Source organism: Yoonia sp. F2084L (assembly GCF_023015625.1).
In the GTDB taxonomy this organism is placed as follows: Bacteria; Pseudomonadota; Alphaproteobacteria; order Rhodobacterales; family Rhodobacteraceae; genus Yoonia.
Genome location: NZ_JALKAH010000005.1, coordinates 572,494 through 596,226 on the forward strand (window position 1 = coordinate 572,494; position 23,733 = coordinate 596,226).

Consider the following 23,733-nt stretch of genomic DNA (forward strand, 5'->3'; position numbering starts at 1 on the left):
GGGGAAACCCCGAAATGAACCCGTTGCAGCCTTGTATCGGAACCCGCTATGTCTTGTGGGCTTAGAGGGGGACCAGATGCCAAAGAATAGACTCACACGCGAAGATGCGCTGCAATTTCACATGCAGCCCACCCCCGGTAAATGGGAAATTCAGGCCACCGTGCCGATGACAACGCAGCGCGACCTGTCGCTGGCTTATTCGCCCGGTGTGGCGATCCCCTGCGAAGAAATCGCAGCTGACCCCGCAACCGCCTATGATTATACAAACAAGGGCAATCTGGTTGCGGTGATTTCAAACGGTACTGCCGTTCTTGGCCTTGGCAACCTTGGCGCGCTGGGCAGTAAGCCGGTGATGGAAGGTAAGTCTGTTCTGTTCAAGCGTTTCGCTGATGTGAATTCCATCGACATCGAATTGGACACCGAAGACCCCGAAGAATTCATTAAAGCCGTCCGGTTAATGGGCCCCACTTTTGGCGGCATCAATCTGGAAGATATCAAAGCACCTGAGTGTTTCATCATTGAACAAACGCTCAAAGAACAGATGGATATCCCTGTTTTTCACGACGACCAACACGGCACGGCCGTGATCTGTGCGGCCGGCCTTCTGAATGCGTTGCACTTGTCGGGCAAGAAGATTGAAGATGTGAAGATCGTACTGAATGGTGCGGGCGCCGCTGGGATTGCCTGTCTTGAACTGCTCAAAGCGATGGGGGCCAAGCATGACAATTGCATCATGGCCGACACCAAAGGTGTGATCTACCAAGGCCGGACCGAGGGGATGAACCAATGGAAATCTGCCCATGCAGCAAATACAAAGGCGCGCACGCTTGATGATGCCATGAAAGGCTGCGACGTGTTTCTTGGCGTCAGCGCAAAAGGGGCCGTGACCCAAGAAATGGTGTCTAACATGGCGGAAAACCCCGTTATTTTCGCCATGGCGAACCCCGACCCTGAGATTACGCCAGAAGATGCGCACGCCGTCCGCGAAGACGCAATCGTCGCGACAGGCCGCAGTGATTATCCCAACCAAGTGAACAACGTCCTTGGTTTTCCCTACCTCTTCCGTGGCGCGCTCGACATTCATGCCCGCGCGATCAACGATGAAATGAAAATAGCCTGCGCCGAAGCGCTGGCCGCATTGGCGCGCGAAGATGTGCCTGACGAAGTCGCCATGGCATACGGGAAAAAACTGACTTTTGGTCGCGACTACATCATCCCGACGCCGTTCGATCCCCGCCTCATCCACCGTATCCCGACGGCTGTGGCCCAGGCAGGCATGAAAACGGGCGTCGCCCGCCGCCCCATCGTGGATATGGACGCCTACGAGCTTTCGCTGAAATCCCGCATGGACCCGACCCAATCTATCCTGCGCAGTCTCAACGCCCGCGCCCGTGCGAACCAATCCACGGTTGTATTCGCCGAAGGCGACGACCCGCGCGTGTTGCGCGCCGCGGTCATGTACCAACGCTCTGGTATGGGCAAAGCCCTGGTCGTCGGACGCGACGACGATGTGAAAGAAAAGCTGACAGCCGAAGGCCTGGCCGAGGCCGTGGATGAGCTTGAGATTGTGAATGCGGCGACGACGCCTCACCTCGATACTTATAAGAACTTTCTTTACAACCGCCTACAGCGCAAAGGGTTCGATGCCCAAGATGTTCACAGGCTTGCCGCCCGCGACAGGCACGTTTTTGCGACGTTGATGCTGGCACATGGACATGCAGACGGGATGGTTACGGGCGCGACCCGCAAATCTGCGCATATTCTGGAACTGATCAACCATGTCTTTGATGCCCAACCTCACGATGGGGCCGTTGGCGTCACTGCGGTCCTGCATAATGGGCGGATCGTGTTGATCACCGACACGCTGGTGCACGAATGGCCGGACGAAAACGACTTGGCCGATATCGCAGAACGCGGCGCATTTGTTGCGCGTGAACTGGGGTTAGAGCCACGGGTCGCTTTCCTGTCATTTTCAACCTTCGGTTATCCGGTGTCTGAGCGTGCCGAAAAGATGCATCAAGCGCCCAAGGTGCTTGATGCGCGCAACGCAGACTTTGAATACGAAGGCGAAATGACCGTCGATGTGGCGTTGAACGCGCAGGCTCAGGAAAACTATCCTTTCCAGCGCCTCACTGGGCCGGCCAACGTTTTGGTTGTTCCTGCACGTCACTCTGCATCCATTTCGGTCAAGCTGATGCAAGAAATGGCAGGTGCGACGGTCATTGGCCCCATTCTGTCGGGTATCGGCAAGCCAATCCAGATTTGTTCGACCGTTTCAACGGTCAATGACATCGTGAACATGGCGGTCATCGCTGCCTGTAAGGTTGATTGATGGCGATCTGGAACCTTGGCTCAATCAACGCGGATTTCGTCTATCGCGTGCCGCACCTCCCAACACCGGGAGAGACGCTATCCTCGACCAAGCGCGAGGTCTTTCTTGGTGGTAAAGGGACCAATATGTCCGTTGCTTCTGCCCGCGCCGCGGCCCGCGTATATCACATCGGTGCGGTCGGCGAAGATGGGCGCTGGGCAGTTGACCGGTTGCTTGAATATGGCGTGGATACACGGAATATCGCTGTGTTAGACACTGAAACGGCGCAAGCGATCATTATGGTCGACCCAAAAGGCGAGAACGCAATCGTCCTGCACCCCGGTGCAAACGCAAAGATCCCGCAGGTGACTTTGCAGGCGGCAATGGCCGAGGCCGAAACAGGCGACTGGCTGGTCATTCAGAACGAAACCAACCTGCAACGGACTGCCGCCGAGATGGGTAAAAAGCTGGGCCTGAAGGTGGCCTACGCCGCAGCACCCTTTGATGCAGATCGGGTGCAGGCCGTGTTGCCTTACCTTGATTTTCTGATCCTGAACGCAGTCGAAGCAGAGCAATTGCAAAACGCCACCGGCCAAACGCCAGACGATCTTTCTGTGCGCGATGTCATCGTCACATGCGGCGCGGATGGTGCTGATTGGTATGGCACAGGCGGAAAAGAGCATTTCCCGGCGATCAAAGTGGACCCCGTTGATACCACTGGCGCGGGTGACACCTTCACGGGCTATGTTCTTGCTGGCCTCGATAGGGGCATGCCGATGGCGCAGGCGATCAAACAGGCCACTAAGGCAGGTGCGCTGATGGTTACGCGCCACGGCACGGCGGATGTCATTCCTGATCTGTCAGAAGTTCAGGCGTTTCAATTGTGATGCACGAATGGTGCCGCGTCGCCCCAAAGCTCTGACACGCGCTGATCGCGTCCGCAGGCATTTCGGTAGAATTCATAGGCCTCTGACTGCACTTTGACACCGCGCCGCGTGATCACCCGGTTTTCGCCTTTGTAGTAATCTTGGTGATAGGCCTCGGCCTCGTAGAAGGTGGCGGCATTCAGAATTGGCGTCACGATCCGCTGACCTAATGCGCGCGCTGCACTGGCTTTTGCGGCCTCCGCAGCAGCGAGTTCCGCTGGGTTAGACACAAAAACTGCTGTGCGATAGCTTGGCCCACGATCACAGAATTGCCCGCCAGCGTCCGTTGGATCCACGGATCGGAAGAAGGCATGCAGCAGCTGAGAATAGGTCACGATATCAGCATCATACATGATTTCGACCGCTTCATAGTGACCTGATCCCTTGAGCGTTTCGTAGGTCGGGTTTTGTGTTGTACCGCCGGTGTAACCTGACACGACCTCTTGCACGCCCTGAACCTTTTCAAAGTCACTTTCGATGCACCAAAAACATCCCCCAGCCAGAACAGCGGTTTGAATGTCTTCCGCAGCGGTAGCTTGGGCGATCGGCAACAGCGCCAGCGATAGGGCAATACGTTTCAACATAAGATGTCTCCTTTGACGCTACCTTTCCAATGTCCACGGACGCCAAGCAATCGTTGAAGCCAATTCTCACGCGCTGTTTACCTCTTGGAACAAGGGCAATGCTGCCCTAGCGTTCGCGCGAAGGAGAACGCCCATGACAGAAGTCACGACCCACCAAGCCGAGGATGATGCGCGCAATGAGGATATCCTGATCTATGTCGATGGTCGCATCGTCCCCAAGGCGCAGGCCATGGTCAGCGTTTATGACAGCGGCTTCATGCTTGGTGATGGTGTGTGGGAAGGGCTGCGCCTTTATGATGGTAAATGGGCCTTCATGGATGAGCATATTGACCGGCTTCTTGAGGCGGCAAAAGCAATTGATCTGGATATCGGGATGGGCCGAAAAGAGGTCGTCTCCGCCTTGTTAGAGACGCAAAATGCGAATGGTATGACCACAAACGCCCACGCCCGTCTGATGGTGACACGTGGGGTGAAAGTGCGGCCCTTCCAACACCCCAGCCTGTCAAAATCCGGGCCGACCTTCGTGATTATCATGGAGCATTCGCGGCCCAAAATCCCGCGCCCGATCACATTGGCGACTGTCCCACATCAACGCGGCTTGCCGATGACGCAGGACCCCAAACTGAACAGCCACTCCAAGCTCAACTGCATCCTGGCGTGTATTGCTGCGCAAAAGGCGGGTGCCGATGAAGCGCTGATGCTGGACGTGCATGGGTTTGTGAACACGACGAACGCCTGTAACTTCTTTATCGTCAAGAATGGTACCGTTTGGACCAGTACAGGCGACTACTGCATGAACGGCATCACCCGGCAAAAGGTCATCGACCTGTGCCGTGCGAATGATATTCCGGTGTTTGAGCGGAATTTTAGCCTGGTTGATACCTATTCCGCCGATGAAGCGTTCCTGACCGGGACCTTCGGTGCGCAAACACCGGTCAGCAGCATTGATGGACGGACGATTGGCACCGGTGAACTTGGTCCGATGACCAAGCGCTTGCGCGGCCTCTACAAAGACTTGGTCGACCGATCATGAGGATCGCAATGTGGTCCGGCCCGCGTAACCTATCGACGGCGATGATGTACGCCTTTAGCAATCGCGCCGATTTTGCCGTTTGGGACGAACCGTTCTATGCGCCGTATCTTAAGGCGACCGGGGCCGATCACCCCATGCGGGATAACATCATCGCGGCGTATGAAACCGATCCGAACATCGTCGCCCGTCGCTGCTTAGACACTATTCCAGCGCAAAAGCCGCATTTCTACATGAAACATATGCCGCATCATATGATCGAAGGCTTCCCGCTGGACTGGGCGAAGGACTGCATCAACATCCACCTGATCCGGCACCCTGCGCGAGTGATTGCCAGCTATGGAGCAAAGCGGGATCAGATGACGCTGGAGGACATTGGGTTCGCTCAGCAAGCGGTACTATATGACAAGATCGGCGGCTTGGTGATCGACAGTTCTGACATTCGTGCGGACCCAGAAAGAATGCTGAAGAAACTCTGTGCTGCAATTGAGCTTCCGTTTGATCGCACTATGTTGCAATGGCACGCCGGACCTAGAGAGGCCGACGGTGTTTGGGCTTCACATTGGTACAATGCGGTCCATCAAAGCACTGGGTTTGCGGGGGCAGAGGGGCCATTGCCGGAACTGGATCAGCCCCAAGAAAAAATGCGGCACCTTGCAATGCCGCATTATGAAAAGCTGGCGAAATTAAAACTCTAGCCCTTGCGATTACGCGCAGACAACAGTTTCAGCCGCAGTGCATTCAACTGAATGAACCCCTGCGCGTCTGTCTGATCATAGGCACCCATGTCATCCTCGAACGTCACATGTTCTTCGGAATAGAGCGTCTGATCGGACCAGCGGGCCACAGTCGTTGCCGACCCTTTGTAAAGTTTCACGCGGACCGTCCCCGACACATGCTCTTGGCTTTTGTCGATCAGGGCTTGCAACATTTCCCGCTCGGGCGAGAACCAGAAACCGTTGTAGATAAGTTCTGCATACTGCGGCATGATGCTGTCTTTCAGGTGCCCAGCGCCCGCATCCAGCGTAATCTGCTCGATCCCGCGGTGCGCTTCCAGCAACACGGTGCCGCCCGGCGTTTCATAGACGCCACGGGATTTCATACCGATGAACCGGTTTTCCACCAGATCAAGGCGACCAACACCATGCTTGCCACCCAATTCGTTCAGCTTGGTCAGGATCGTCGCGGGTGACATCATCTCGCCATTGATCGCAACGGCATCGCCACGTTCGAATGTGATTTCAACCATTTCCGGCGTATCGGGCGCATCTTCAGGCGCAACGGACCGCTGATAGACGTATTCGGGTGCTTCCTCGGCGGGGTCTTCCAGAACCTTACCTTCGGATGATGTGTGCAGCAGATTTGCGTCGACGCTGAAGGGCGCTTCGCCGCGTTTATCCTTCGCTATCGGGATCTGATGCTTTTCGGCGAACTCAATCAGCTTGGTCCGGCTGCCCAAGTCCCACTCGCGCCACGGGGCGACAACCTTAATCTCGGGGTTCAGCGCGTAGGCGGCAAGTTCAAACCGGATTTGGTCGTTACCTTTGCCCGTTGCACCGTGGGAAATCGCGTCAGCGCCCTCGGCCTCTGCAATTTCAACCAGACGCTTGGAAATCAGGGGGCGCGCAATGGAGGTGCCCAGCAGATAAAGCCCCTCATAAAGCGCATTTGCTCGGAACATCGGGAACACAAAGTCGCGCACAAACTCTTCGCGCAGGTCTTCGATATAGATGTTGGACGCACCCATCATCTCGGCCTTTTTGCGGGCAGGTTCAAGCTCTTCGCCCTGACCCAGATCAGCGGTGAAGGTCACAACCTCGCAGTCATATTCTGTCTGCAACCATTTCAGGATGATCGAGGTATCAAGGCCACCGGAATAGGCCAGAACAACTTTTTTCGGAGCGGTCATGTGCGAAGCCCTTGCGTCAATATATCTGATTTTGCGCGATACCGGGTTTCCGCAGCAGGGGCAAGGATAGCGAGGGTCTGATCGTCAACGTGGCCATGACGAAGGTCCGACTTTTGCGCGCGAAGGCGTCGCCCCGGCAAAGCCAGACAAGAAATTATTAAAATAGTGTGAATAAGCTGCGTTGCCGATGCGTAACCAATTTGAAGTTGGCATCGCAAATGCGCCGATACCGACTTGGACCAAGTAACAATCTTAGTTTGGAAAGTACGGAAAAATGAAAAATATTCACATCGGCATCGTTGTCATGTCCACCTCACTTTTTGCTCAAGTCGCCGCGGCAGATGAACTTACCTTGCGTGGTTCCTTCGCCAGCGGGTTTGCAAATGATTACATTTATGCGCTCGAAGATCAGACCGCCGAGACCATTGATACAGATTATGGGTTTGGCGGTCTTGGGTCCGCGAACTACAAGATTGATTCACTTTACGGGGATGTCGGGCTGGATCTGGGGCTCCAACTGGGCCTTTTGACCGGAAGTGATGACACCGGCGGCGAACTGAACTCTGATTGTGATGCCGGGATTGAGACGTTTCTTGGCCTGATCGAGGATTGCCAGGATCGCGCCGATACCGAGAATACGACAGCCTTTGCAGAGGTATCTGCCTTGGCGACCTATACAATTGGGTCTGGCAACACCGAATTGCTGGGCGGTCTGTCTTTTCTGAAAATGCGCAACGATGTTGACGCTGAATATCTGTTTCCAGGAGGCTTTGAGAACTTCGTTGATCGGGATACAGAGTTTTCGGGGTTCGGCCTGAAGCTTGGTGCGCGCCACACGATCCCATTGCAGAATGGCATGAATTTCAACCTCGAAGGGTTTGTTGCCCAGTATCGCGGTGACCGGACGCTGCAAATTGACGATGAGGAAACCGATCAGGGTGCGCCAAGCCAGTTTGAAACGGTCAAATTTGAAGACACTGCCGATGTGACGACGTTCGAACTGTCACCTTCGATTTCGATGCCAGCGGAATGGGCCGGCCAAAATGCAACGATGGAGTTCGGTGTAAGTTACAAGCTGTTCTCGGGTGTCGTGGACACAAGGAACGTTGTTGAACACGGTGGCGTGAATGGCGGTGCGGAGATTGACGCTTTCTCAGAAGGTGATGAAAATGACGATATTTCAGCAACGTCGATCTTTGCGGGCCTGACGATCCCACTGAACTAGTCGCTGTGGCAGACTAAAGAACATCCAAAAACAAGGGGTTCGCGTCGTTATGTGAGCAGTGATGCCACAAACGCCGCGTCCCCATCATTATAGAGTTCACCCAAAGCATCCGCCGGGTCCAGCCAGAGTGCAAGATGCCCCGGCTCTGTCGGTGGTCCGTGCGGTCGCACCGGCCGTGCCAGATAGATATGGCACAGCTTTTCGGCCCACATGTCGTATTCTGGCATGAACACGAACCGTCGGAATGCACCCAATTTGCGGGGTGCCGCAATCCGCCAGCCTGTTTCCTCAAACACTTCGCGGTGCAGCGCATTCAAGGGATGCTCGCCGAGATCAACCCCGCCTCCGGGCAGTTGAATCTCAAAATGCGGATCGCCCTGATACGTCAGCAGCAGTTTTCCATCCAACGGCAAAATTGCATAAACACCTGCCCGATGCTTGTACCGCTGCCCTGCTACCGGAACCTCGCCATACCGTCTGATCATAGCTTACCCCCTTGGACGCGCGGTTGCTCCGCCTATATAGGCGCGGTATGCCATCCCTAGACTTGTTAGGAAAGACTATGACCACAGGCACCCAAATCGCCTGGGACGATACCGTCCTGCCGTTTCAACTTGACGCATCCGACATCCGTGGCCGGGTGGCGCGTTTGGATGGCGTGTTGGAACAGGTTCTCAAGCAGCACAACTATCCCCCCATGATCGAAGGTCTGGTTGCGGAAATGGCATTGCTGACGGCGCTCATTGGTCAAACCATGAAACTGCGTTGGAAGCTGTCTTTGCAGGTCCGCGGTTCCGGTCCTGCCCGTTTGATTGCAACGGATTACTATGGCCCGACCGATGATGGTGAGCCTGCGCGCATCCGCGCATATGCGTCGTATGATGCAGAAACGCTGGATGAGAGCGCTGATCCGTTTAGCCAGATCGGCAACGGCTACTTTGCCATTCTGATCGACCAAGGCGAGGATATGACCCCCTATCAGGGCATCACACCCATTGCGGGCGGGTCACTTTCCGCCTGTGCAGAGACTTACTTTGCGCAATCCGAGCAGATTCCGACTCGGTTTCAACTGACCTATGGACAGTCACAATTACCGGGGGAAGACACACATTGGCGCGCTGGTGGTGTGATCTTGCAGCACATGCCAAAGGCGTCGCCGCATGTGACCGGTGAAGGTGGGTCTGGCGAAGAAGGTTTGCTTCACGCGACAGATATTCTTGATGCGGATGAAAGTGAAAACTGGAACCGTGCGAATGCGCTGTTGGATACAGTAGATGAGATAGAACTGATTGGTCCAACCGTTGCGCCAACGGAATTGTTGGTGCGTCTGTTCCATGAAGAGCAACCACGCGTGTACGATGCCCAACCGATCAAGTTTGGGTGCAGCTGTTCTGACGACAAAGTCCGTCAAAGCCTGTCGATTTATTCGGCAAAAGACATCGCGACGATGACGACCGAAGAGGGCACCGTCACCGCAGATTGCCAATTCTGCGGCTCGCATTACACCTTTGATCCCACAACGCTGGGATTTGAGGCCAAGGATGTCAGTGCCTGACTTACGCAAAAGATTGGAAGACGCGCTGGCCCGACCGGGCGGCGCGTCTTCTGATTTTGATCTGAACGCTGACGTGAAGGTGCCCGAGCGCGATTTGACTCCAGCCGCCGTACTAATTGGCATTCGGGCTGAGTTAGAGACTGTTATCCTTACAAAACGGTCTGCCCGGTTAAAGCATCACCCCGGCCAGATTGCATTTCCAGGCGGTAAGCAGGATGCGACTGACCCAACGCTGGTTGATGCCGCGTTGCGCGAAGCACGCGAAGAGATTGGTCTGCCGTCAGACATCGTTGATGTTGTCGGCACGCTGCCTCCGCATCAGACCGTGACGGGCTACCAAGTGACGCCAGTTCTGGCGCTGATCCGTGGACACTATGATCCGGTGGCCGAGGCGGGCGAGGTGAGTGAGATTTTTGAAGTGCCATTGGCGCATCTGCTTGAGCCTGCACATTACCTCATCGAAGGCCGCCGTTGGCAGGGCCGCCGTAGACACTATTACACCGTACCTTTCGGTCCTTATTACATCTGGGGCGCGACCGCCCGTATCCTGCGCGCTTTTGCTGAGCGTATGGCATGACCCGCATTTCTGCGCCTTGGTTGCAAGACGATGCCTCACAGAAGGTGTGCAAACTGCTGACTGACGCGGGCCACCAGGCATGGTTCGTCGGTGGATGTGTGCGGAATGAACTGCTGGGTGAACCGGTCGCCGATCTTGATCTTTCGACTGATGCTTTGCCTGACGTCGTGATCCAATTGGCGCAGGCCGCAAAGATCAAAGCAATCCCGACTGGCATTGATCACGGCACAGTCACGCTGGTCGCAAACGACATCCCATTTGAGATCACAACATTCCGCCGCGACGTTGCAACGGACGGCAGGCGCGCAACGGTCGCGTTCTCAGACAACATCACAGACGACGCCCGCCGCCGCGATTTTACGATGAACGCGCTTTATGCGGATGCGGATGGTCATATCACAGATCCTTTGGGCGGTTTGCCCGACCTGCAAGCGCGCCGAGTCCGGTTTATCGAAGACGCAGATCAACGGATCAAAGAAGACTACCTTCGTATCCTGCGGTTTTTTCGGTTTTACGCATGGTATGGGGAAACCAAAGAAGGGCCCGACGCCGATGGATTGGCCGCCTGTGCCGAAAACATCGAAGGGCTGCAATCGCTGTCGGTTGAACGCGTCACAGCAGAAATGCTGAAATTGCTTTCCGCACCCGATCCTGCGCCAGCAGTGGCGTCGATGGCTTCCACAGGTGCTTTGGCGCAGGTCTTGCCAGGTGCCAGCCACGCGGTTCTTGCGGTGCTGATCCATGTTGAGGACAAAGCCCAGCTTGCGCCGGACCCGATCCGGCGTTTGGCCGCCATGGGCGGTGAACCAGAAGCTGGGCTGCGCCTGTCCAATGCGCAGATCAAACAGTTGGAACAGATGAAATCCGACATGCCACATGCTGAGGTCGCGTATCGTTTCGGAGCTGATTTGGCGTTGGACCGTTTGGCAGTGGAAGGCGCAATGCTTGGCCGAGAAATAGACACGAACATGGCCCAAAAGGCCCAATTTGCCGCTGAACAAACCTTCCCACTCAAAGCTGCTGACCTAATGCCAACCTTACGCGGCCCCGCAATTGGTAAAGCCTTGAAAGAGGCCGAAGCGCGCTGGATCGCCTCTGGCTTCACCTTAACGAAAGCCGAATTGCTTGACTGAATTTCTGCCCCTCATTGGCTTTGTCTTCTTTGGTCTGTTTTCGCCCGGTCCGAACGTGATCCTGATCACGGCGTCAGGCGCGCGTTTCGGCTTTCAGCGCACCATTCCGCATATTATCGGCGTTGCACTTGGTGTCGGTGTGATCGCGGCAGTCACGGGTATCGGCGTTGGGGCGCTGATCGCAGCACAACCCGCGCTGGGCATTGTGCTGAAGATTATCGCGTCTTTGTGGATTTTGTGGATGGCCTACAACCTATGGCGCGCAGATCCATCGCAGAACAAGGACACTGACAAGCCGTTTACCTTCCTTGAAGCGGTCCTGTTCCAATGGGTGAACCCCAAGGTCTGGGCTGTCGCGCTCAGCGCCACTGCCTATGTCGCCACCCTTGCCCCGCTCCAACAAGCCACGTCGCTTGCGGCCACGTTTTCAACGATCAATCTTGGCGTTTGTACGTTTTGGGCGGTTGCGGGCAGCCTGTTATCCTATTTGCTAACCAACCCGACCGCATGGCGCGTGTTCATGCGCGTGATGGCGCTTGCTTTGTGCGGTTTTTCGGTTTTGGTTTTCCTCTGACGATCACGGCGCGTATCAATCAAATCCCGCAATACATTATTTTCGACGTTGGACGATGCGCCGTGCGCCCTACGTATCCTTTAGACGCGCTGAAAGGCCCCAATGACCCCAGAACGCTGGATCGACCCTTTTGAACCTGCCCAAGGACCGCCACCGCAAACGCTGATGGCGTTTCTAAAGTGGTGCTTGAAGGGTAGCACAAAAGTCACGCTTTGGGCTGGATTAGTGTCTGCTTTGGCCGGAACTCTAGAGGTGGCGACAGCATTGATGCTGGGCTGGGTGATTGATGCAGCACTGACATCAAGCGGCGATACGTATTTCTCGGACAATGTTGTGCTGCTGCTTGGCGTCACCGCGTTTTTTGTCATTCTACGCCCGATTATCTTGGGTGTTTCCGGTGTGATGCAGGCCGTTGTCGTGGGTCCTTCGCTTGGTAACTTGATCCTGTCGCGCTTACATCGGCATTCACTGGGCCAGTCCGTGACCTTTTTTGATGATGATTTTGCCGGACGCATTGCGCAAAAGCAGATGCAGGCGGCGCGGGCGGCCACAGATTTAATCGTAGATATGATCCACACGGTTGCCTTTGCCTTGGCGTCCTTGGTTGGGTCGGTGATCCTGCTGTTCACGATTGATGCGCGGTCTGCGGCGTTGCTGGCGCTTTGGGCGGTATCCTACATCGCGCTGATCCGCTTTTTCATGCCCCGCATTCGCGCGCGCTCCAAAGCGCGGGCGGCGACACGGGCGATGGTGACGGGCCAAGTGGTTGATACGATTACAAACATTAAAACGGTGAAGCTGTTTGCCCATGACGACCACGAAGACCGCGCTGCGATTGACGCGATGGAAAACTACTGGGGCACTGCCGTTCATTATGGCTGGTTGTCTGCGTCTTTCCGGTTCTGGCTGATGGCGCTGGGCGGGCTGTTGCCGGTGCTGTTGGTAGGTATGACGCTTTATTTCTGGACAACGGGGGCGGCCACCGCTGGCGATATTGCTGCGGCCGGCGCGATATCACTGCGCTTGTCGCAGATGACGGGATGGGTCAGTTTCACCCTGATGGGCATGTACGCCAATGTGGGCGAGATTGAGGATGCGATGCATACCCTCAGCCCCGCCCATACATTAACCGATGCGCCTGATGCGGCCGAACTTGTGGCGCATGACGGTGCGATCAAGCTTGATAATGTGTCGTTCAGCTATGGTGGTGGGCCTGGTGGGCTGGACGGTGTGAACCTGACTGTGCGGCCCGGCGAAAAGCTTGGACTGGTCGGGGCCTCTGGTGCGGGTAAATCCACTTTGGTGGCTTTGCTTTTGCGGCTTTACGACACCGAGGCAGGCAAGATCCTGATCGACGGCACCGATGTGCGTGACGTCACACAGGAAAGCCTGCGTCAGCAGATCGCGATGGTGACGCAGGAAACTGCGATGTTCAACCGCTCTGCGCGGGACAATATCAAATATGGCAAGCCTGACGCCACACAGGATGAGATTGAGGACGCCGCCAAGCAGGCCGAGGCACATGAGTTCATCAAGACGCTTAAGGATCACAAAGACCGGTCGGGATATAAGGCGCATCTGGGCGAACGTGGGGTCAAGCTGTCTGGCGGCCAGCGCCAGCGTATCGCCATTGCACGCGCTATCCTTAAGGATGCCCCAATTTTGGTTCTGGACGAAGCAACAAGCGCGTTGGATTCCGAGGTCGAAGCATCAATTCAAGCTGCATTAGAGTCTGTTATGGACGGCAAAACCGTCATCGCCATTGCGCACCGCCTGTCTACCTTGGCGCGCATGGATCGCATTGTCGTGCTTGACGCAGGCCGCATTGTCGAAGAAGGAACCCATGACGCGCTGCTGGCCCAAGGCGGGCTTTATGCGCGCTATTGGAACCGGCAGTCTGGTGGGTTCATCAACGTGAAAGATGCGGCGGAATAAATGCTGACGATCGAAAGTCTGACCCATCTTGGGATGGGGCGTGCCTCTGACGGGCAGTCGCTCTTGCCGCGTGTCTTGCCGGGTGAAGAGGTCGATGTCGCGCAGGACGGCACCATGCGGATCGTGACGCCATCGGTGGATCGGGTCGCGGCACCCTGCCGCCATTTCAAATCTTGCGGCGGGTGCGCGATGCAGCATGCGACCGATGCATTTGTAGCTGATTGGAAGCAGGATATTGTCGTGAAGGCGGTCCAGGCGCGGGGCATTTCGCCTGAGTTTCGCAACATCGTGACCTCACCACCCAAATCCCGCAGGCGCGCCAAGCTTTCGGGCAGGCGCACCAAGAAGGGTGCGATGGTCGGCTTTCACACCCGTGCCTCAGATACATTGGTGCAAGTGCCGGACTGCCAGCTGCTAACACCAGCCTTAATTGCCAGCTTTCCAGCGCTTGAGGCGCTGACCCTTCTGGCCTGTTCGCGCAAAGGCGAGATTGATCTGACGGTGACAGAGGCGGCGCTGGGCGCTGATGTCCTGATTGCTACCGATAAAGAACTGACGCCACCGCTGCGGGTGGAACTGGCGGCGCTTGCCAATCAGCATGGCCTGTCGCGGTTGGTCTGGAATGATGAGCCAGTTGTGACGATCAACCCGCCTACACAGGATTTTGGGGGTACTTTCGTCGTGCCACCGCCGGGTGCTTTCTTGCAGGCCACAAAGCATGGTGAAGCTGCCCTGATGTCGGCTGTTGAAGAGATCACGACGGGCGCTGGCCGCATCATTGATCTGTTTGCAGGATGCGGCACCTTTACCCTGCCGCTTGCTCGTCGGGCAGAAGTGCACGCGGTTGAAGGCGAAGCCGCAATGCTGGACGCGCTGGATCGTGGGTGGCGCGAGGGCCATGAGTTGCGGCGCGTGACGACCGAAACCCGCGACCTGTTCCGCCGTCCGCTGGAACCGGATGAGCTGCGCCACTTTGAGGCCGCTGTCATTGACCCGCCGCGTGCCGGGGCCGAGGCGCAGATCGACACGCTTGCCGTATCTGATATCAAAACCATCGCGATGGTGTCCTGCAACCCGGTGACCTTTGCGCGCGACGCCAAAACGCTTGTGGAAGCTGGCTTTGCAATGCCGTGGGTTCAGGTCGTCGATCAGTTCCGTTGGTCACCCCATGTTGAGATTGTTGCACCATTCACGCGGAAATGACCGCAATCATGCCGCATTATCTTTCTAGAAAGCTGTCATTAGTGTAATCGGAATAAAACGGCGCAGACCGTAACGATGGGCAGAGATATGATTTCAAGACGATCCATGATGGCTGGCACAGCCGCACTGGGACTTGCTGGGTGCAGTGGTTCACTACCCACGTATCGCGGACCAGATGTGACACGCATTCAGGTTTTCAAAGAACGCCGCGAAATGCAGTTGTTGCACAACACGTCGCTTTTGAAGGCCTATAAATTTGATCTTGGATTTGCCCCTGTTGGCCACAAAACGCAGGAAGGTGATGGGCGCACCCCGGAAGGTGGCTATCGCATTGATCGGCGAAATCCCTATAGCCGCTTTCATCTGTCCTTGGGTATTTCCTACCCCGATGCCAACGACATTGCCTACGCGAAGGCCAAGGGTATTGATCCGGGTGGCGATATCTTTATTCACGGCACCCCGTCGCGCTGGGCTGGCATCCCCGATTGGACATGGGGCTGCATTGCCGTTCAAAACGAAGAGATGGACGAGATTTACGCGATGGTGGACACCGGAACGCTGATCTACATCTATGCCTAGAACGCAGCGCCGGGGATGGGCTGGCTGACCGTTGGGTCACTGCCCATGTTCAATGTCCACCACAGTTTCGCTGATTCTTCCTGATACCAGGAAAAGCCCATAAAGCGTGCGTTGGGGTCCAGGATCACTGCCCGCGTATCAGGCTGTGCCATCCATGCGGACAGGGTCTGCAACTCGGATTCGAATGATTCTGAGATGTTTTCACCAAGTAGCCGACCCGCAAATCCGACGCGGCGGGCGCGTTCAACCGGGCTGGACCCGTCAGATCCAAAAAGCCATGGGCGGTTTTGCACAGCCATATCCCGCGAATGGGTCGCAGCGGCAGCATTCAACCGCGCATCAAGTGCGACCGGTGGCACGCCCGCCGTTTGACGCAGCGCATTCACGCTATCAAGCATGCGAAACTGGATCGTCGCTTCATCGCCGGGCCGAATAACATAGGCTGATGGCAGTGGAAGTCCGTCAGGACCAAGGGGTCTGGTGCTTGCGGAACCACAGCCAGCCAGCCCCACGGCAGCCAGCCCAAAAATCACGTCACGTCGCAGCATTACATCACTCGCCTTCATATCAGTCGTCACTCTTTATCGGGATTGAAGTGACACTTCAAACCCACATGCGCGAACAAGTGCTACAGATGACATTTGTTTGAATTGCGGCAGTGGACAAGGCATAATAGATAAGCGTTCAAAATAACGGCTCCTTTAAGGGAAACTGCTATGTCACATAAACTATCACGTCGCGGATTTCTGGCCGCTTCAGCCGCAATGATTGGTACAGGGGCTGCTGCGCAAACGGCAGGCACCACCGAAATTGAAAGCGATATTTCCAGTGGCGTGCAGCGAAATGTCGCGAGCTTTCGGTCCCTTGATTGGCAACCCTATTTTAACAACCTCGACAATGGTGCCGTTCTTGTTGATATCCAATCGCGCGCTTTGCACTTTTGGTCCGAGGATCAGTCGGTCTATAAACTGTTCCCGACAAGTGTCCCCTTGACCGAGGATCTGACACGCACCGGACGCACGTCGATTACGCGCAAGGTCGAAGGACCAAGCTGGGCACCAACGCCCGCGATGAAACTGCGTAACCCGGAATGGCCTGATTTTGTCGGCCCCGGCCCGGACAACCCGCTAGGCACCCATGCGCTGCACCTGACGTGGAAGTATTACCGCATTCACGGCACTCACGACACGCGCAAGATTGGCCGCCGGTCATCGAATGGCTGCATTGGTCTTTATAATGAGCAGATTGCAGAGCTGTATGATCTGACCAAAGTCGGCACACAGGTGTTGTTGATCTAAGATCGGTTTTTCCCGCAGACATACAAAAGGGCGCATCAGACAGATGCGCCCTTTCGCGTTTGAGTGGGCAGGTAAATTAACGGCGGCTGAAGAATTTGAGAAGTCCGCGCTTTCGTTTCTTAGCGGGTTCTGCCAGCATGCCGGGCCGGGTCGTTACTTTCTCAGTCACGCCTTCATGTTGAAGGGCTGCACGTTTGGTTCGGGGTGGCGCATCGGTTGTTTCGCGATTGAATTCTTCCACCCAAGCAGGCGCTGACTGTACTTTGTCTTCTGATTTTTCCGTTGGGCGGACTGGTGTCTTAAGGGACTCGCGTGGCTCAGAGTTCATGACGTATTCGTTTGTCTCTGACACCAGGCGGGTCAGGGTTTTTCCCAAATCATCATTCTTGATCACGCGTACCGGCTTCATGCGCCTTTCTTCGGCTTTGATCAGGCTCATCCATTCCTGGGCGGATTGGAGGCGTGCTTTTGGCAGGACCTGCATTGCCTTGTCGATGGATTCCAGAATGTCGTTGTCATATTCCGGGAAGCGACCAGCAAGGGGTTCGCATGGGTCAGGGTTGTTGGCTGCAAATTCGGCCATACGTGTTTGGCTGTTTGGTGGGGCGACACCGCTAATCAGATGATAGAACGTTGCACCCAGCGCATAAAGGTCACTGCTTGGCCCTTGCTTACCGCCGGCGAAGTAGAATTCCTGCGGGGAATAGCCGTCTTTGACCACCAGCACCGACGAAATCGCACGTGTTTCGCGGCTTGCTTCCTCGCGGGCGGCACCAAAGTCGATCAGAACCGGGCTACCCCATTTATCAAGCAGGATGTTGTCCGGCGAAATATCACGGTGCAGCAGGTCGCGCTTGTGAACCAGATCAACCGCATCCAGCAGCTTGATCAGGATCTCTTTCACCTGATCAGGGGCAAGCTTTTCGCGTTCGTCGTTGATGATGCCAAGCAGGTCGCGACCTTGGATCAGATCAAGGACCATATAGGCGGTTTCATTGTCTTCAAAGATGCGGTGTACACCGACAATGTTCGGATGGCGCATCTTGGCAATGCTGCGTGCCTCACGCATGAACATTTCAACGATGGTACGATATTTTTCATGATGCTGTGTAGAGCGGACCAACACCTTGCGGCTTTGGCGCAGGCAAAAGACTTCGGGGTAGCATTCCTTGATCACAACATTCCGGTCGAGGTAGTTGTCCCGCGCCAGATACGTGATGCCGAACCCGCCATTCCCAAGAGGTCGGTCGATTGTGAACTGATCCTCAAGCAAAGCTGTACCATGAGGCAACGCCTCGCTGCCTTGATTGATGTCTTGTTCGATTTCAGCGCCCGTCGCCGCAGTCATGGCTCACCGTCGTCGCGTCACAAAAAGACGCGCTCCATACAATTAACAAAAACAACTATTTGATGCCGTAGAAATATGGTTGCTTTGAGGCGGCGCAAGGGAAAGTTGTGCCAAAATCAGTGATTTAACCAACACCCAAACACGTTTCGCCTCATTTCTGTGCAATTCGCTTCGGGATATTCATGTCCCGTTAATCCTGGCGGGATTGCCACAGAATCAGTTCATGACGGCCGTGGTGTTGCGGATGTGCGGGTGGTCTTGATCACATTGCCTTCACTGTCGCAGATCAGACGCACTCTTTGGTCCTTGTACCAAAAGGTTAGCCGCACGCGCCCTGCGTCCTCATCCTGACCCTGCTCGGACTGGCTTGTAATCTCACCTGCGCGCATTTTTTGGGGGACATCAGCGGGTTCCAGGCCAAGCAGAGGGCCCAGATCATGCGCATCAATCGTGGCACCGTCAGGCGTCAAAGTGACTTTCATCATGCACCTTCAATGATGCGCACTGAGGCGGGTGACCTAGTCGAGCCAGCCTTTGAGGTTCTTGTCGATAATCCCGGACAGCGCATCAATATGTGCCGGATCATCATTCAGGCATGGGATGTATGTAAAGTGCTCTCCGCCTGCTTCTTCGAAGCTTTCCTTGATCTCTTCGTTGATCTCTTCAAGCGTTTCGATGCAGTCAGCGGAAAAGGCAGGCGCGCAAATGGCGATGTTTTTTACGCCTTCTTCCTTTGCCAGCTTTGCAACTTCTTCGACTGTGTAGGGTTTGAGCCACTCTTCGGGCCCAAACAATGATTGGAATGTGGTCACGATCTGTGTGTCGTCCCAGCCCAAACGCTCTTTTAGCAGACGCGTCGTTTTCTGGCATTGGCAGTGATACGGGTCACCTTCGCGCAAATACCGTTCGGGCACACCGTGGTACGAACAAATGAGTTTTTCCGGCTTGGTCTCTGCTGCGGCATAGGTCTTTTCGATAGATTGGGCCAAAGCTTCGATATACGCTGGTTCCTCGAAATATGGGTCAACGATACGCGCTGTTGGCTGCCATTTTTCTTTCATTAACGCGCGGAAGAATTGGTCATTTGCGGTCGCCGATGTGGCCCCGGCGTAATGCGGATAAAGTGGGAAAAACAGGATTTTTGTACATCCGTCTTCGACCATTTCGCGTACTTTGGATTTCGTGGATGGGTTGCCATAGCGCATACAGAAATCGACGCGCACATCATCGCCATAACGCGCGACCATCTGCGCTTTGATCGCGGCGGTCTGCTTTTTGGTGATGGTCAGCAGTGGGCTTTCGTCGTCTTCCTCGTTCCAGATCGACTTGTAGGCTGCACCAGAGGAAAAAGGCCGTTTGGTCAGGATGATCAGCTGCAACAAGGGCTGCCAAATCCAAGCAGAGTAATCGACGACCCGCTTGTCCGACAAAAATTCATTCAGATACCGCCGCATGGACCAGTAATCGGTGCCGTCGGGTGTTCCAAGGTTGGCAACCAGAATACCCACCCGCGCAGGTTTAACTGCCGGGTGATCGGGTTGCGCATGCATCGGGCATGTGGCTGGGCGTGCTTCGCCTTGGCTTTGTGCATCGAACATTTTCATTGCCCCTTAGGTAGCGCGATTTTTGCAGTAGTTAAATGGGATACGCGCGACGTCAATCATTGGACCTATCTAAAGGGCTTTCAATTGTGCCCAAAGCGTCAGCCAGCCGCGTTTTTGCGCTTCCGGGTCGCAAAGGTTGCGGTTGGTTTTCCGCCGGTGCCCATCCGGTCAGCGTTATGATCTCAAAAGTCGCATCAACGCGATTGTCGGTGTTGCGGAAGTTATCGGCATAGATACAGGCCGCCTCGGTCAGCACGTTTCGACGCGTTGCGTGTTTCATGCGACCGGTTAATGCATTGTTTTCACCCATCTTGCGCAGGTCATGCATGAGGTGGAAGGCGTTGACATAGCTGGCCGTCAGCGGCGTGCTGTCCGCCACGGGTAATGCAAAGCCTGCCCGTTGCAATAACGCCCCCAGATCGCGGATTTCACCCATCGGGGCGATGCGGGGCGACAGACCGCCCGTGATATTCGCTTCGGCCTCTGCCAATGACGCGCGCAATTCATGCAGCGTTTGCCCGCCCAAGAAGGTGCACAGTAACAGGCCATCAGGTTTCAGCGCGTGGCGCGTCTGGACCAATTGGCCAACAGGGTCATTCGCCCAATGCAGGCACATTATGTGCAGGACCAGGTCGTGCGCTTGCGGTTTCAGATCAAGCGTCTCTTCGTCCGATACGATTGTGGCCTCTGGGTACCGTTTGGCCCAAAAAGCGGGAAACCCTGTCACAATCGCCATCGACGTAAAGTTTCTGTTAACCTCGTTCAGTCTCTCTTGCAGTTCATTGGCCGCCTGCTCGTGCAAGAACAATGCGTCAGGTTCGGCGCGGGCGCGATTGCGCCTCAATGCGGCGCGGTCGGTCAGTTGGGGCATATCCATGCTGGGTCATTTAGGGTGCATTCATGCGGTTGCAAAGCGTCATTCGGGCAATTTATCCATCGCAATGCGTGGCCTGTGATGCCCAGACCGAGGATGACTTTGGGCTTTGCGCGGCATGCTGGCGTGAAACGCAGTTTATCGGGGGTCTGATCTGCGACACTTGCGGCACACCTTTGCCCGGTGAGGATCACGGCGAAGTGGTGCAATGCGATGACTGTATGACCATCGCAAGGCCGTGGGAAAAGGGGCGCGCAGTGCTCGCCTATTCCGGGGTCGGGCGACGTTTGGTCTTGGGTTTGAAACATGGTGACCGCACTGATCTGGCACCGCCTGCGGCCCGATGGATGGCGCAGAAAATAGCAAATTGGGCAAGAACAGACACTGTTTTGGTGCCTGTCCCGCTGCATTGGGTCCGCTTGGTGCGACGACGTTACAACCAGTCGGCGTTGCTGGCGCAAGAACTTGCAAAAGTCATGGATTTGCCGATCTGTGTTGACGCGCTGCTGCGTCCCAAAAAGACGAATCCGTTGGAAGGGCACAATCGCAATGCCCGTTTCGCAGAGCTTGCGGGTGCCGTCGTGCCAAACTCCAAACGTGCGACTGAACTGGCAGGTAAATCTGTGATTTTGGTTGACGACGTGATGACCTCGGGCGCGACCTTGGCCGCCAGCGCCGAGGCGGCCAAGGCTGCTGGTGCCACAAACGTGTCGATTGTTACACTGGCAAGAGTGGTCAAAGATACCTAGATCAGAGGCGAAACTGATCTAAGGACCATAACGATGGCAACTGTTGAGATTTACACGAAACCGACCTGTGGGTTTTGCCACATGGCCAAGCGCTTGCTGAACTCCAAAGGTATCAGCTTTGCAGAGGTCAACATCTCTGCCCAGCCAGAGCGCCGCGCCGAGATGATTCAGCGTGCCAATGGCGGCAGTACGGTCCCGCAGATTTTCGTTGACGGCACCCATGTGGGTGGCTGTGACGATCTGATGGCATTGGAGCGCGGCGGCAAATTGGACGCGCTTCTTGCGGCATGAAGGCCGCGCTGCTTCAGCTTAATTCGGGTGATGATCCGGTGGCGAACCTGCCCCGGACCGTTGATCTTATTGCTGAAGCGGCCGGTAAGGGTGCTGGGTTTGTCCTGACACCCGAAGTGACGAACTGTGTGTCGCAGGATCGTGGACAACAGGCGCGGGTGCTGCAGCATGAGGGTGACGATGTGACCCTAAAAGGGCTGCGAGAGGCCGCAATTCGGCATGGCATCTGGCTGTCGATCGGGTCGCTGGCGGTGAAAACGGCTGATCCTGACGGTCGCTTTGCCAATCGCTCGTTCCTGATTGATCCGGCCGGTCAGATCGTGGCGCGCTATGACAAGATCCATATGTTTGATGTCACGGTGTCGGATACTGAAACCTACCGCGAATCTGCTGGGTATCGCCCCGGTGAACAGGCCGTTGTTGCGGACACGCCCTTTGCGAAAATTGGCCTAAGCATCTGTTATGATGTCAGATTCGCTTATCTTTACCGCGCGCTTGCACAAGCAGGGGCCGAGGTTCTGGTGATCCCATCTGCCTTTTCCCCCGTGACGGGTGCTGCGCATTGGGAACCCTTGTTGCGGGCCCGCGCGATTGAAACGGGATCATACGTGCTGGCCGCCGCCCAGACCGGGACACATGCGACAAAGGCAGGCAAACCGCGCCAAACATATGGGCATAGTATGGTGATTTCGCCGTGGGGCGAGGTTTTGGCGGATTTAGGTACCGAACCAGGCACTGCACTGGTTGATCTTGACCTAGGGGAAGTGGCACAAAGCCGCAAACGTATCGCGGCACTTAGCCATGATCGTCCTTTTGAAGGCCCTTGATGTCAGAAGCCGCCAATAATCTTGCCGTATCGCTGTTTAGCGAAATCCTTGCCGTGGACCAGCTGGCGCGGGCCAGCGTGGCGCGCGTTTTGCCCAAAGGCATGGAGCTGTCGCATTTTTCGGTGTTGAATCATCTGGCACATGCGGGTGTGGAACGATCACCTGCCCAATTGGCCAAGACATTCCACCTGACCCGTGGGGCAATGACAAACACGCTACATAAACTCGAATGGGCCGGTTGGGTGCATGTTCGCCCTGACTGGGATGATGCCCGGCGCAAAATGGTCGCGATCAGCCCATCTGGGCAGTCAGCCCGCGACGCCGCACTTGCAGCAATTGCACCCGTGATTGCGGATGTTGTGCGTAAAGTGGGCGAGGACCGGGCCAAGGCTGTGCTGCCAGTTCTGCGCGAGATGCGGCTGAAACTGAGTCAGATTGATTAAGCGGGCTTGGTTGCTGCGGTCACATAGTTCACTGACAGGTCCCGATCTGAAATGGACCACGTGAATTTCGCAAAGTTGAAGACGAAACCTTTGCGATCCACCGGCGTCATGCCTGCCTTTTCGATTAATCCGAACAGCTCATCCGGGGTGATGAACTTGTTCCATTCATGTGTGCCCTTTGGCAGCCAGCGCATGACGTATTCCGCCCCGACAATCGCCATCGCAAAGGATTTTGGATTGCGGTTGATGGTTGAGCAGATGTGGATAGCACCCGGTTTCATCAATTGCTGACATGCCGTCAGATACCCCTGCGGGTCCGCCACATGTTCAACCACTTCCATGTTGAGGACCGCATCAAACTGTTCGCCTGCTTCGGCCATCGCTTCGGCTGTGGTGTGGCGATAGTCGATCTCCAGCCCGGACTGTTCCGCATGGATTTTGGCCACCGGAATGTTCCGCTCTGCCGCGTCTGCACCGACGACTGTCGCCCCAAGCCGCGCCATGGGTTCGCACAGCAACCCGCCCCCGCAGCCGATATCAAGGATACGCAGCCCTTTGAACGGCTCGGGCTGGTCTAGGTCGCGTCCAAACTCAGCGGCGATCTGGCTGGTGATATAGTCCAGACGCACCGGATTCATCATATGCAGCGGTTTAAACTTGCCTTTCAGGTCCCACCACTCGGCTGCCATCGCCTCAAACTTGGCGATTTCGCCTGGGTCTACTGTGTTCGTTGCCGACATTTTCATCGCTCCGTATTA

Annotated in this window: 26 protein-coding genes; 17 read left to right on the forward strand and 9 right to left on the reverse strand. The window is 55.8% G+C overall.

All coding sequences use genetic code 11. The features are described 5' to 3' along the window. Positions 1–76 precede the first annotated feature (76 nt). Both MWU60_RS16845 and MWU60_RS16850 read left to right on the forward strand, forming a co-directional pair. The gene (locus MWU60_RS16845; protein WP_247228544.1) at positions 77–2,332 is read left to right on the forward strand and encodes an NADP-dependent malic enzyme; all 2,256 of its coding nucleotides are present in this window, start codon (positions 77–79) and stop codon (positions 2,330–2,332) included. Further along, positions 2,332–3,198, forward strand: coding sequence for a ribokinase (locus MWU60_RS16850; protein WP_247228545.1), 867 nt, complete (start codon positions 2,332–2,334; stop codon positions 3,196–3,198). The genes MWU60_RS16845 and MWU60_RS16850 overlap by 1 nt, the downstream gene beginning before the upstream one ends. On the opposite strand, the gene msrA is transcribed toward MWU60_RS16850, so the two are convergent. Further along, entirely contained in the window at positions 3,189–3,821 is a 633-nt protein-coding gene (gene msrA, locus MWU60_RS16855; protein ID WP_247228546.1) for a peptide-methionine (S)-S-oxide reductase MsrA, read from the reverse strand. The two genes, MWU60_RS16850 and msrA, sit on opposite strands and share 10 nt — an antisense overlap. A gap of 133 nt (positions 3,822–3,954) precedes the next feature. On the opposite strand from msrA, the gene MWU60_RS16860 reads away from it, so the two are divergent. Both MWU60_RS16860 and MWU60_RS16865 read left to right on the forward strand, forming a co-directional pair. Continuing rightward, complete coding sequence (locus MWU60_RS16860) at positions 3,955–4,854, forward strand: D-amino acid aminotransferase (RefSeq protein WP_247228547.1); 900 nt, start codon at positions 3,955–3,957, stop codon at positions 4,852–4,854. Beyond that, complete coding sequence (locus MWU60_RS16865) at positions 4,851–5,549, forward strand: HAD family hydrolase (protein ID WP_247228548.1); 699 nt, start codon at positions 4,851–4,853, stop codon at positions 5,547–5,549. The genes MWU60_RS16860 and MWU60_RS16865 overlap by 4 nt, the downstream gene beginning before the upstream one ends. Here the strand turns inward: MWU60_RS16865 and MWU60_RS16870 are convergent. After that, positions 5,546–6,781 (reverse strand): argininosuccinate synthase, encoded by a 1,236-nt coding sequence (locus MWU60_RS16870; RefSeq protein WP_348644704.1) that lies wholly within the window; start codon positions 6,779–6,781, stop codon positions 5,546–5,548. The genes MWU60_RS16865 and MWU60_RS16870 overlap by 4 nt on opposite strands. Positions 6,782–7,034: 253 nt before the next feature. Between MWU60_RS16870 and MWU60_RS16875 the strand changes: the two genes are divergently transcribed. Then, a complete protein-coding gene (locus MWU60_RS16875) occupies positions 7,035–7,985 on the forward strand; it encodes a hypothetical protein (RefSeq protein WP_247228550.1) in 951 nt (316 codons plus the stop codon). A 47-nt stretch (positions 7,986–8,032) separates the two neighbouring features. Here MWU60_RS16875 and MWU60_RS16880 read toward each other — a convergent pair whose 3' ends face one another. Beyond that, positions 8,033–8,470: an NUDIX hydrolase gene (locus MWU60_RS16880; protein WP_247228551.1), complete on the reverse strand. Its 438-nt coding sequence runs from the start codon at positions 8,468–8,470 to the stop codon at positions 8,033–8,035. 77 nt (positions 8,471–8,547) lie between these two features. Here MWU60_RS16880 and MWU60_RS16885 point away from each other — a divergent pair, with 77 nt between their 5' ends. From MWU60_RS16885 to MWU60_RS16915, 7 genes are all read left to right on the forward strand, one after another. After that, a complete protein-coding gene (locus tag MWU60_RS16885; protein WP_247228552.1) occupies positions 8,548–9,540 on the forward strand; it encodes an Hsp33 family molecular chaperone HslO in 993 nt (330 codons plus the stop codon). Continuing rightward, positions 9,533–10,117, forward strand: a complete 585-nt coding sequence (locus tag MWU60_RS16890; RefSeq protein ID WP_247228553.1) for a CoA pyrophosphatase — start codon at positions 9,533–9,535, stop codon at positions 10,115–10,117. Before MWU60_RS16885 ends, MWU60_RS16890 begins: the two co-directional genes overlap by 8 nt. Next, positions 10,114–11,250 carry a CCA tRNA nucleotidyltransferase gene (locus tag MWU60_RS16895; RefSeq protein ID WP_247228554.1) on the forward strand — a complete coding sequence of 379 codons (1,137 nt, stop codon included), beginning with the start codon at positions 10,114–10,116 and terminating at the stop codon, positions 11,248–11,250. Before MWU60_RS16890 ends, MWU60_RS16895 begins: the two co-directional genes overlap by 4 nt. Then, positions 11,243–11,824 carry a LysE family translocator gene (locus tag MWU60_RS16900; RefSeq protein WP_247228555.1) on the forward strand — a complete coding sequence of 194 codons (582 nt, stop codon included), beginning with the start codon at positions 11,243–11,245 and terminating at the stop codon, positions 11,822–11,824. The genes MWU60_RS16895 and MWU60_RS16900 overlap by 8 nt, the downstream gene beginning before the upstream one ends. A 102-nt stretch (positions 11,825–11,926) precedes the next feature. Then, the gene (locus MWU60_RS16905; protein ID WP_247228556.1) at positions 11,927–13,759 is read left to right on the forward strand and encodes an ABC transporter ATP-binding protein; all 1,833 of its coding nucleotides are present in this window, start codon (positions 11,927–11,929) and stop codon (positions 13,757–13,759) included. After that, entirely contained in the window at positions 13,760–14,962 is a 1,203-nt protein-coding gene (locus MWU60_RS16910) for a class I SAM-dependent RNA methyltransferase (protein WP_247228557.1), read from the forward strand. It abuts the gene before it with no gap. 105 nt (positions 14,963–15,067) lie between these two features. Further along, positions 15,068–15,541, forward strand: a complete 474-nt coding sequence (locus MWU60_RS16915; RefSeq protein ID WP_247228558.1) for a L,D-transpeptidase family protein — start codon at positions 15,068–15,070, stop codon at positions 15,539–15,541. Here the strand turns inward: MWU60_RS16915 and MWU60_RS16920 are convergent. Then, positions 15,538–16,089, reverse strand: a complete 552-nt coding sequence (locus tag MWU60_RS16920) for a CAP domain-containing protein (RefSeq protein WP_247228559.1) — start codon at positions 16,087–16,089, stop codon at positions 15,538–15,540. The genes MWU60_RS16915 and MWU60_RS16920 overlap by 4 nt on opposite strands. Positions 16,090–16,257: 168 nt before the next feature. On the opposite strand from MWU60_RS16920, the gene MWU60_RS16925 reads away from it, so the two are divergent. Beyond that, entirely contained in the window at positions 16,258–16,839 is a 582-nt protein-coding gene (locus MWU60_RS16925) for a L,D-transpeptidase (RefSeq protein ID WP_247228560.1), read from the forward strand. A gap of 76 nt (positions 16,840–16,915) precedes the next feature. Here MWU60_RS16925 and MWU60_RS16930 read toward each other — a convergent pair whose 3' ends face one another. The 4 genes from MWU60_RS16930 to MWU60_RS16945 all read right to left on the reverse strand — a co-directional run bounded on the left by MWU60_RS16930 (position 16,916) and on the right by MWU60_RS16945 (position 20,668). Next, a complete protein-coding gene (locus tag MWU60_RS16930; RefSeq protein ID WP_247228561.1) occupies positions 16,916–18,187 on the reverse strand; it encodes a serine/threonine-protein kinase in 1,272 nt (423 codons plus the stop codon). Positions 18,188–18,408: 221 nt separating this feature from the next. Continuing rightward, a complete protein-coding gene (locus MWU60_RS16935) occupies positions 18,409–18,669 on the reverse strand; it encodes a DUF6522 family protein (protein WP_247228562.1) in 261 nt (86 codons plus the stop codon). Between the two features lie 36 nt (positions 18,670–18,705). Further along, positions 18,706–19,785, reverse strand: coding sequence for a ferrochelatase (gene hemH / locus MWU60_RS16940; protein ID WP_247228563.1), 1,080 nt, complete (start codon positions 19,783–19,785; stop codon positions 18,706–18,708). 58 nt (positions 19,786–19,843) lie between these two features. Then, positions 19,844–20,668 (reverse strand): methyltransferase domain-containing protein, encoded by an 825-nt coding sequence (locus MWU60_RS16945; RefSeq protein ID WP_247228564.1) that lies wholly within the window; start codon positions 20,666–20,668, stop codon positions 19,844–19,846. Positions 20,669–20,691: 23 nt separating this feature from the next. Between MWU60_RS16945 and MWU60_RS16950 the strand changes: the two genes are divergently transcribed. The 4 genes from MWU60_RS16950 to MWU60_RS16965 are packed head-to-tail and all read left to right on the forward strand — an operon-like array spanning position 20,692 to position 22,975. Next, positions 20,692–21,414 (forward strand): double zinc ribbon domain-containing protein, encoded by a 723-nt coding sequence (locus tag MWU60_RS16950; protein ID WP_247228565.1) that lies wholly within the window; start codon positions 20,692–20,694, stop codon positions 21,412–21,414. A gap of 33 nt (positions 21,415–21,447) precedes the next feature. Next, positions 21,448–21,705 (forward strand): glutaredoxin 3, encoded by a 258-nt coding sequence (gene grxC, locus MWU60_RS16955; RefSeq protein ID WP_247228566.1) that lies wholly within the window; start codon positions 21,448–21,450, stop codon positions 21,703–21,705. Further along, entirely contained in the window at positions 21,702–22,532 is an 831-nt protein-coding gene (locus MWU60_RS16960) for a carbon-nitrogen hydrolase family protein (RefSeq protein WP_247228567.1), read from the forward strand. The genes grxC and MWU60_RS16960 overlap by 4 nt, the downstream gene beginning before the upstream one ends. After that, the gene (locus MWU60_RS16965) at positions 22,532–22,975 is read left to right on the forward strand and encodes a MarR family transcriptional regulator (RefSeq protein WP_247228568.1); all 444 of its coding nucleotides are present in this window, start codon (positions 22,532–22,534) and stop codon (positions 22,973–22,975) included. Before MWU60_RS16960 ends, MWU60_RS16965 begins: the two co-directional genes overlap by 1 nt. Here the strand turns inward: MWU60_RS16965 and ubiG are convergent. Next, the gene (gene ubiG, locus MWU60_RS16970; RefSeq protein ID WP_247228569.1) at positions 22,972–23,721 is read right to left on the reverse strand and encodes a bifunctional 2-polyprenyl-6-hydroxyphenol methylase/3-demethylubiquinol 3-O-methyltransferase UbiG; all 750 of its coding nucleotides are present in this window, start codon (positions 23,719–23,721) and stop codon (positions 22,972–22,974) included. The two genes, MWU60_RS16965 and ubiG, sit on opposite strands and share 4 nt — an antisense overlap. Between the last annotated feature and the right edge of the window lie 12 nt (positions 23,722–23,733).

Excerpts from the sequence above, each read along its gene's own strand:
- MWU60_RS16845 (WP_247228544.1), top strand. The coding sequence starts at position 77 with ATGCCAAAGAATAGACTCACACGCGAAGATGCGCTGCAATTTCACATG.
- MWU60_RS16850 (WP_247228545.1), top strand. The coding sequence starts at position 2,332 with ATGGCGATCTGGAACCTTGGCTCAATCAACGCGGATTTCGTCTATCGC.
- msrA (WP_247228546.1), bottom strand. The coding sequence starts at position 3,821 with ATGTTGAAACGTATTGCCCTATCGCTGGCGCTGTTGCCGATCGCCCAA.
- MWU60_RS16860 (WP_247228547.1), top strand. The coding sequence starts at position 3,955 with ATGACAGAAGTCACGACCCACCAAGCCGAGGATGATGCGCGCAATGAG.
- MWU60_RS16865 (WP_247228548.1), top strand. The coding sequence starts at position 4,851 with ATGAGGATCGCAATGTGGTCCGGCCCGCGTAACCTATCGACGGCGATG.
- MWU60_RS16875 (WP_247228550.1), top strand. The coding sequence starts at position 7,035 with ATGAAAAATATTCACATCGGCATCGTTGTCATGTCCACCTCACTTTTT.
- MWU60_RS16880 (WP_247228551.1), bottom strand. The coding sequence starts at position 8,470 with ATGATCAGACGGTATGGCGAGGTTCCGGTAGCAGGGCAGCGGTACAAG.
- MWU60_RS16885 (WP_247228552.1), top strand. The coding sequence starts at position 8,548 with ATGACCACAGGCACCCAAATCGCCTGGGACGATACCGTCCTGCCGTTT.
- MWU60_RS16895 (WP_247228554.1), top strand. The coding sequence starts at position 10,114 with ATGACCCGCATTTCTGCGCCTTGGTTGCAAGACGATGCCTCACAGAAG.
- MWU60_RS16905 (WP_247228556.1), top strand. The coding sequence starts at position 11,927 with ATGACCCCAGAACGCTGGATCGACCCTTTTGAACCTGCCCAAGGACCG.
- MWU60_RS16910 (WP_247228557.1), top strand. The coding sequence starts at position 13,760 with ATGCTGACGATCGAAAGTCTGACCCATCTTGGGATGGGGCGTGCCTCT.
- MWU60_RS16915 (WP_247228558.1), top strand. The coding sequence starts at position 15,068 with ATGATGGCTGGCACAGCCGCACTGGGACTTGCTGGGTGCAGTGGTTCA.
- MWU60_RS16920 (WP_247228559.1), bottom strand. The coding sequence starts at position 16,089 with ATGCTGCGACGTGACGTGATTTTTGGGCTGGCTGCCGTGGGGCTGGCT.
- MWU60_RS16925 (WP_247228560.1), top strand. The coding sequence starts at position 16,258 with ATGTCACATAAACTATCACGTCGCGGATTTCTGGCCGCTTCAGCCGCA.
- MWU60_RS16930 (WP_247228561.1), bottom strand. The coding sequence starts at position 18,187 with ATGACTGCGGCGACGGGCGCTGAAATCGAACAAGACATCAATCAAGGC.
- MWU60_RS16935 (WP_247228562.1), bottom strand. The coding sequence starts at position 18,669 with ATGAAAGTCACTTTGACGCCTGACGGTGCCACGATTGATGCGCATGAT.
- hemH (WP_247228563.1), bottom strand. The coding sequence starts at position 19,785 with ATGTTCGATGCACAAAGCCAAGGCGAAGCACGCCCAGCCACATGCCCG.
- MWU60_RS16945 (WP_247228564.1), bottom strand. The coding sequence starts at position 20,668 with ATGGATATGCCCCAACTGACCGACCGCGCCGCATTGAGGCGCAATCGC.
- MWU60_RS16950 (WP_247228565.1), top strand. The coding sequence starts at position 20,692 with ATGCGGTTGCAAAGCGTCATTCGGGCAATTTATCCATCGCAATGCGTG.
- grxC (WP_247228566.1), top strand. The coding sequence starts at position 21,448 with ATGGCAACTGTTGAGATTTACACGAAACCGACCTGTGGGTTTTGCCAC.
- MWU60_RS16960 (WP_247228567.1), top strand. The coding sequence starts at position 21,702 with ATGAAGGCCGCGCTGCTTCAGCTTAATTCGGGTGATGATCCGGTGGCG.
- MWU60_RS16965 (WP_247228568.1), top strand. The coding sequence starts at position 22,532 with ATGTCAGAAGCCGCCAATAATCTTGCCGTATCGCTGTTTAGCGAAATC.
- ubiG (WP_247228569.1), bottom strand. The coding sequence starts at position 23,721 with ATGAAAATGTCGGCAACGAACACAGTAGACCCAGGCGAAATCGCCAAG.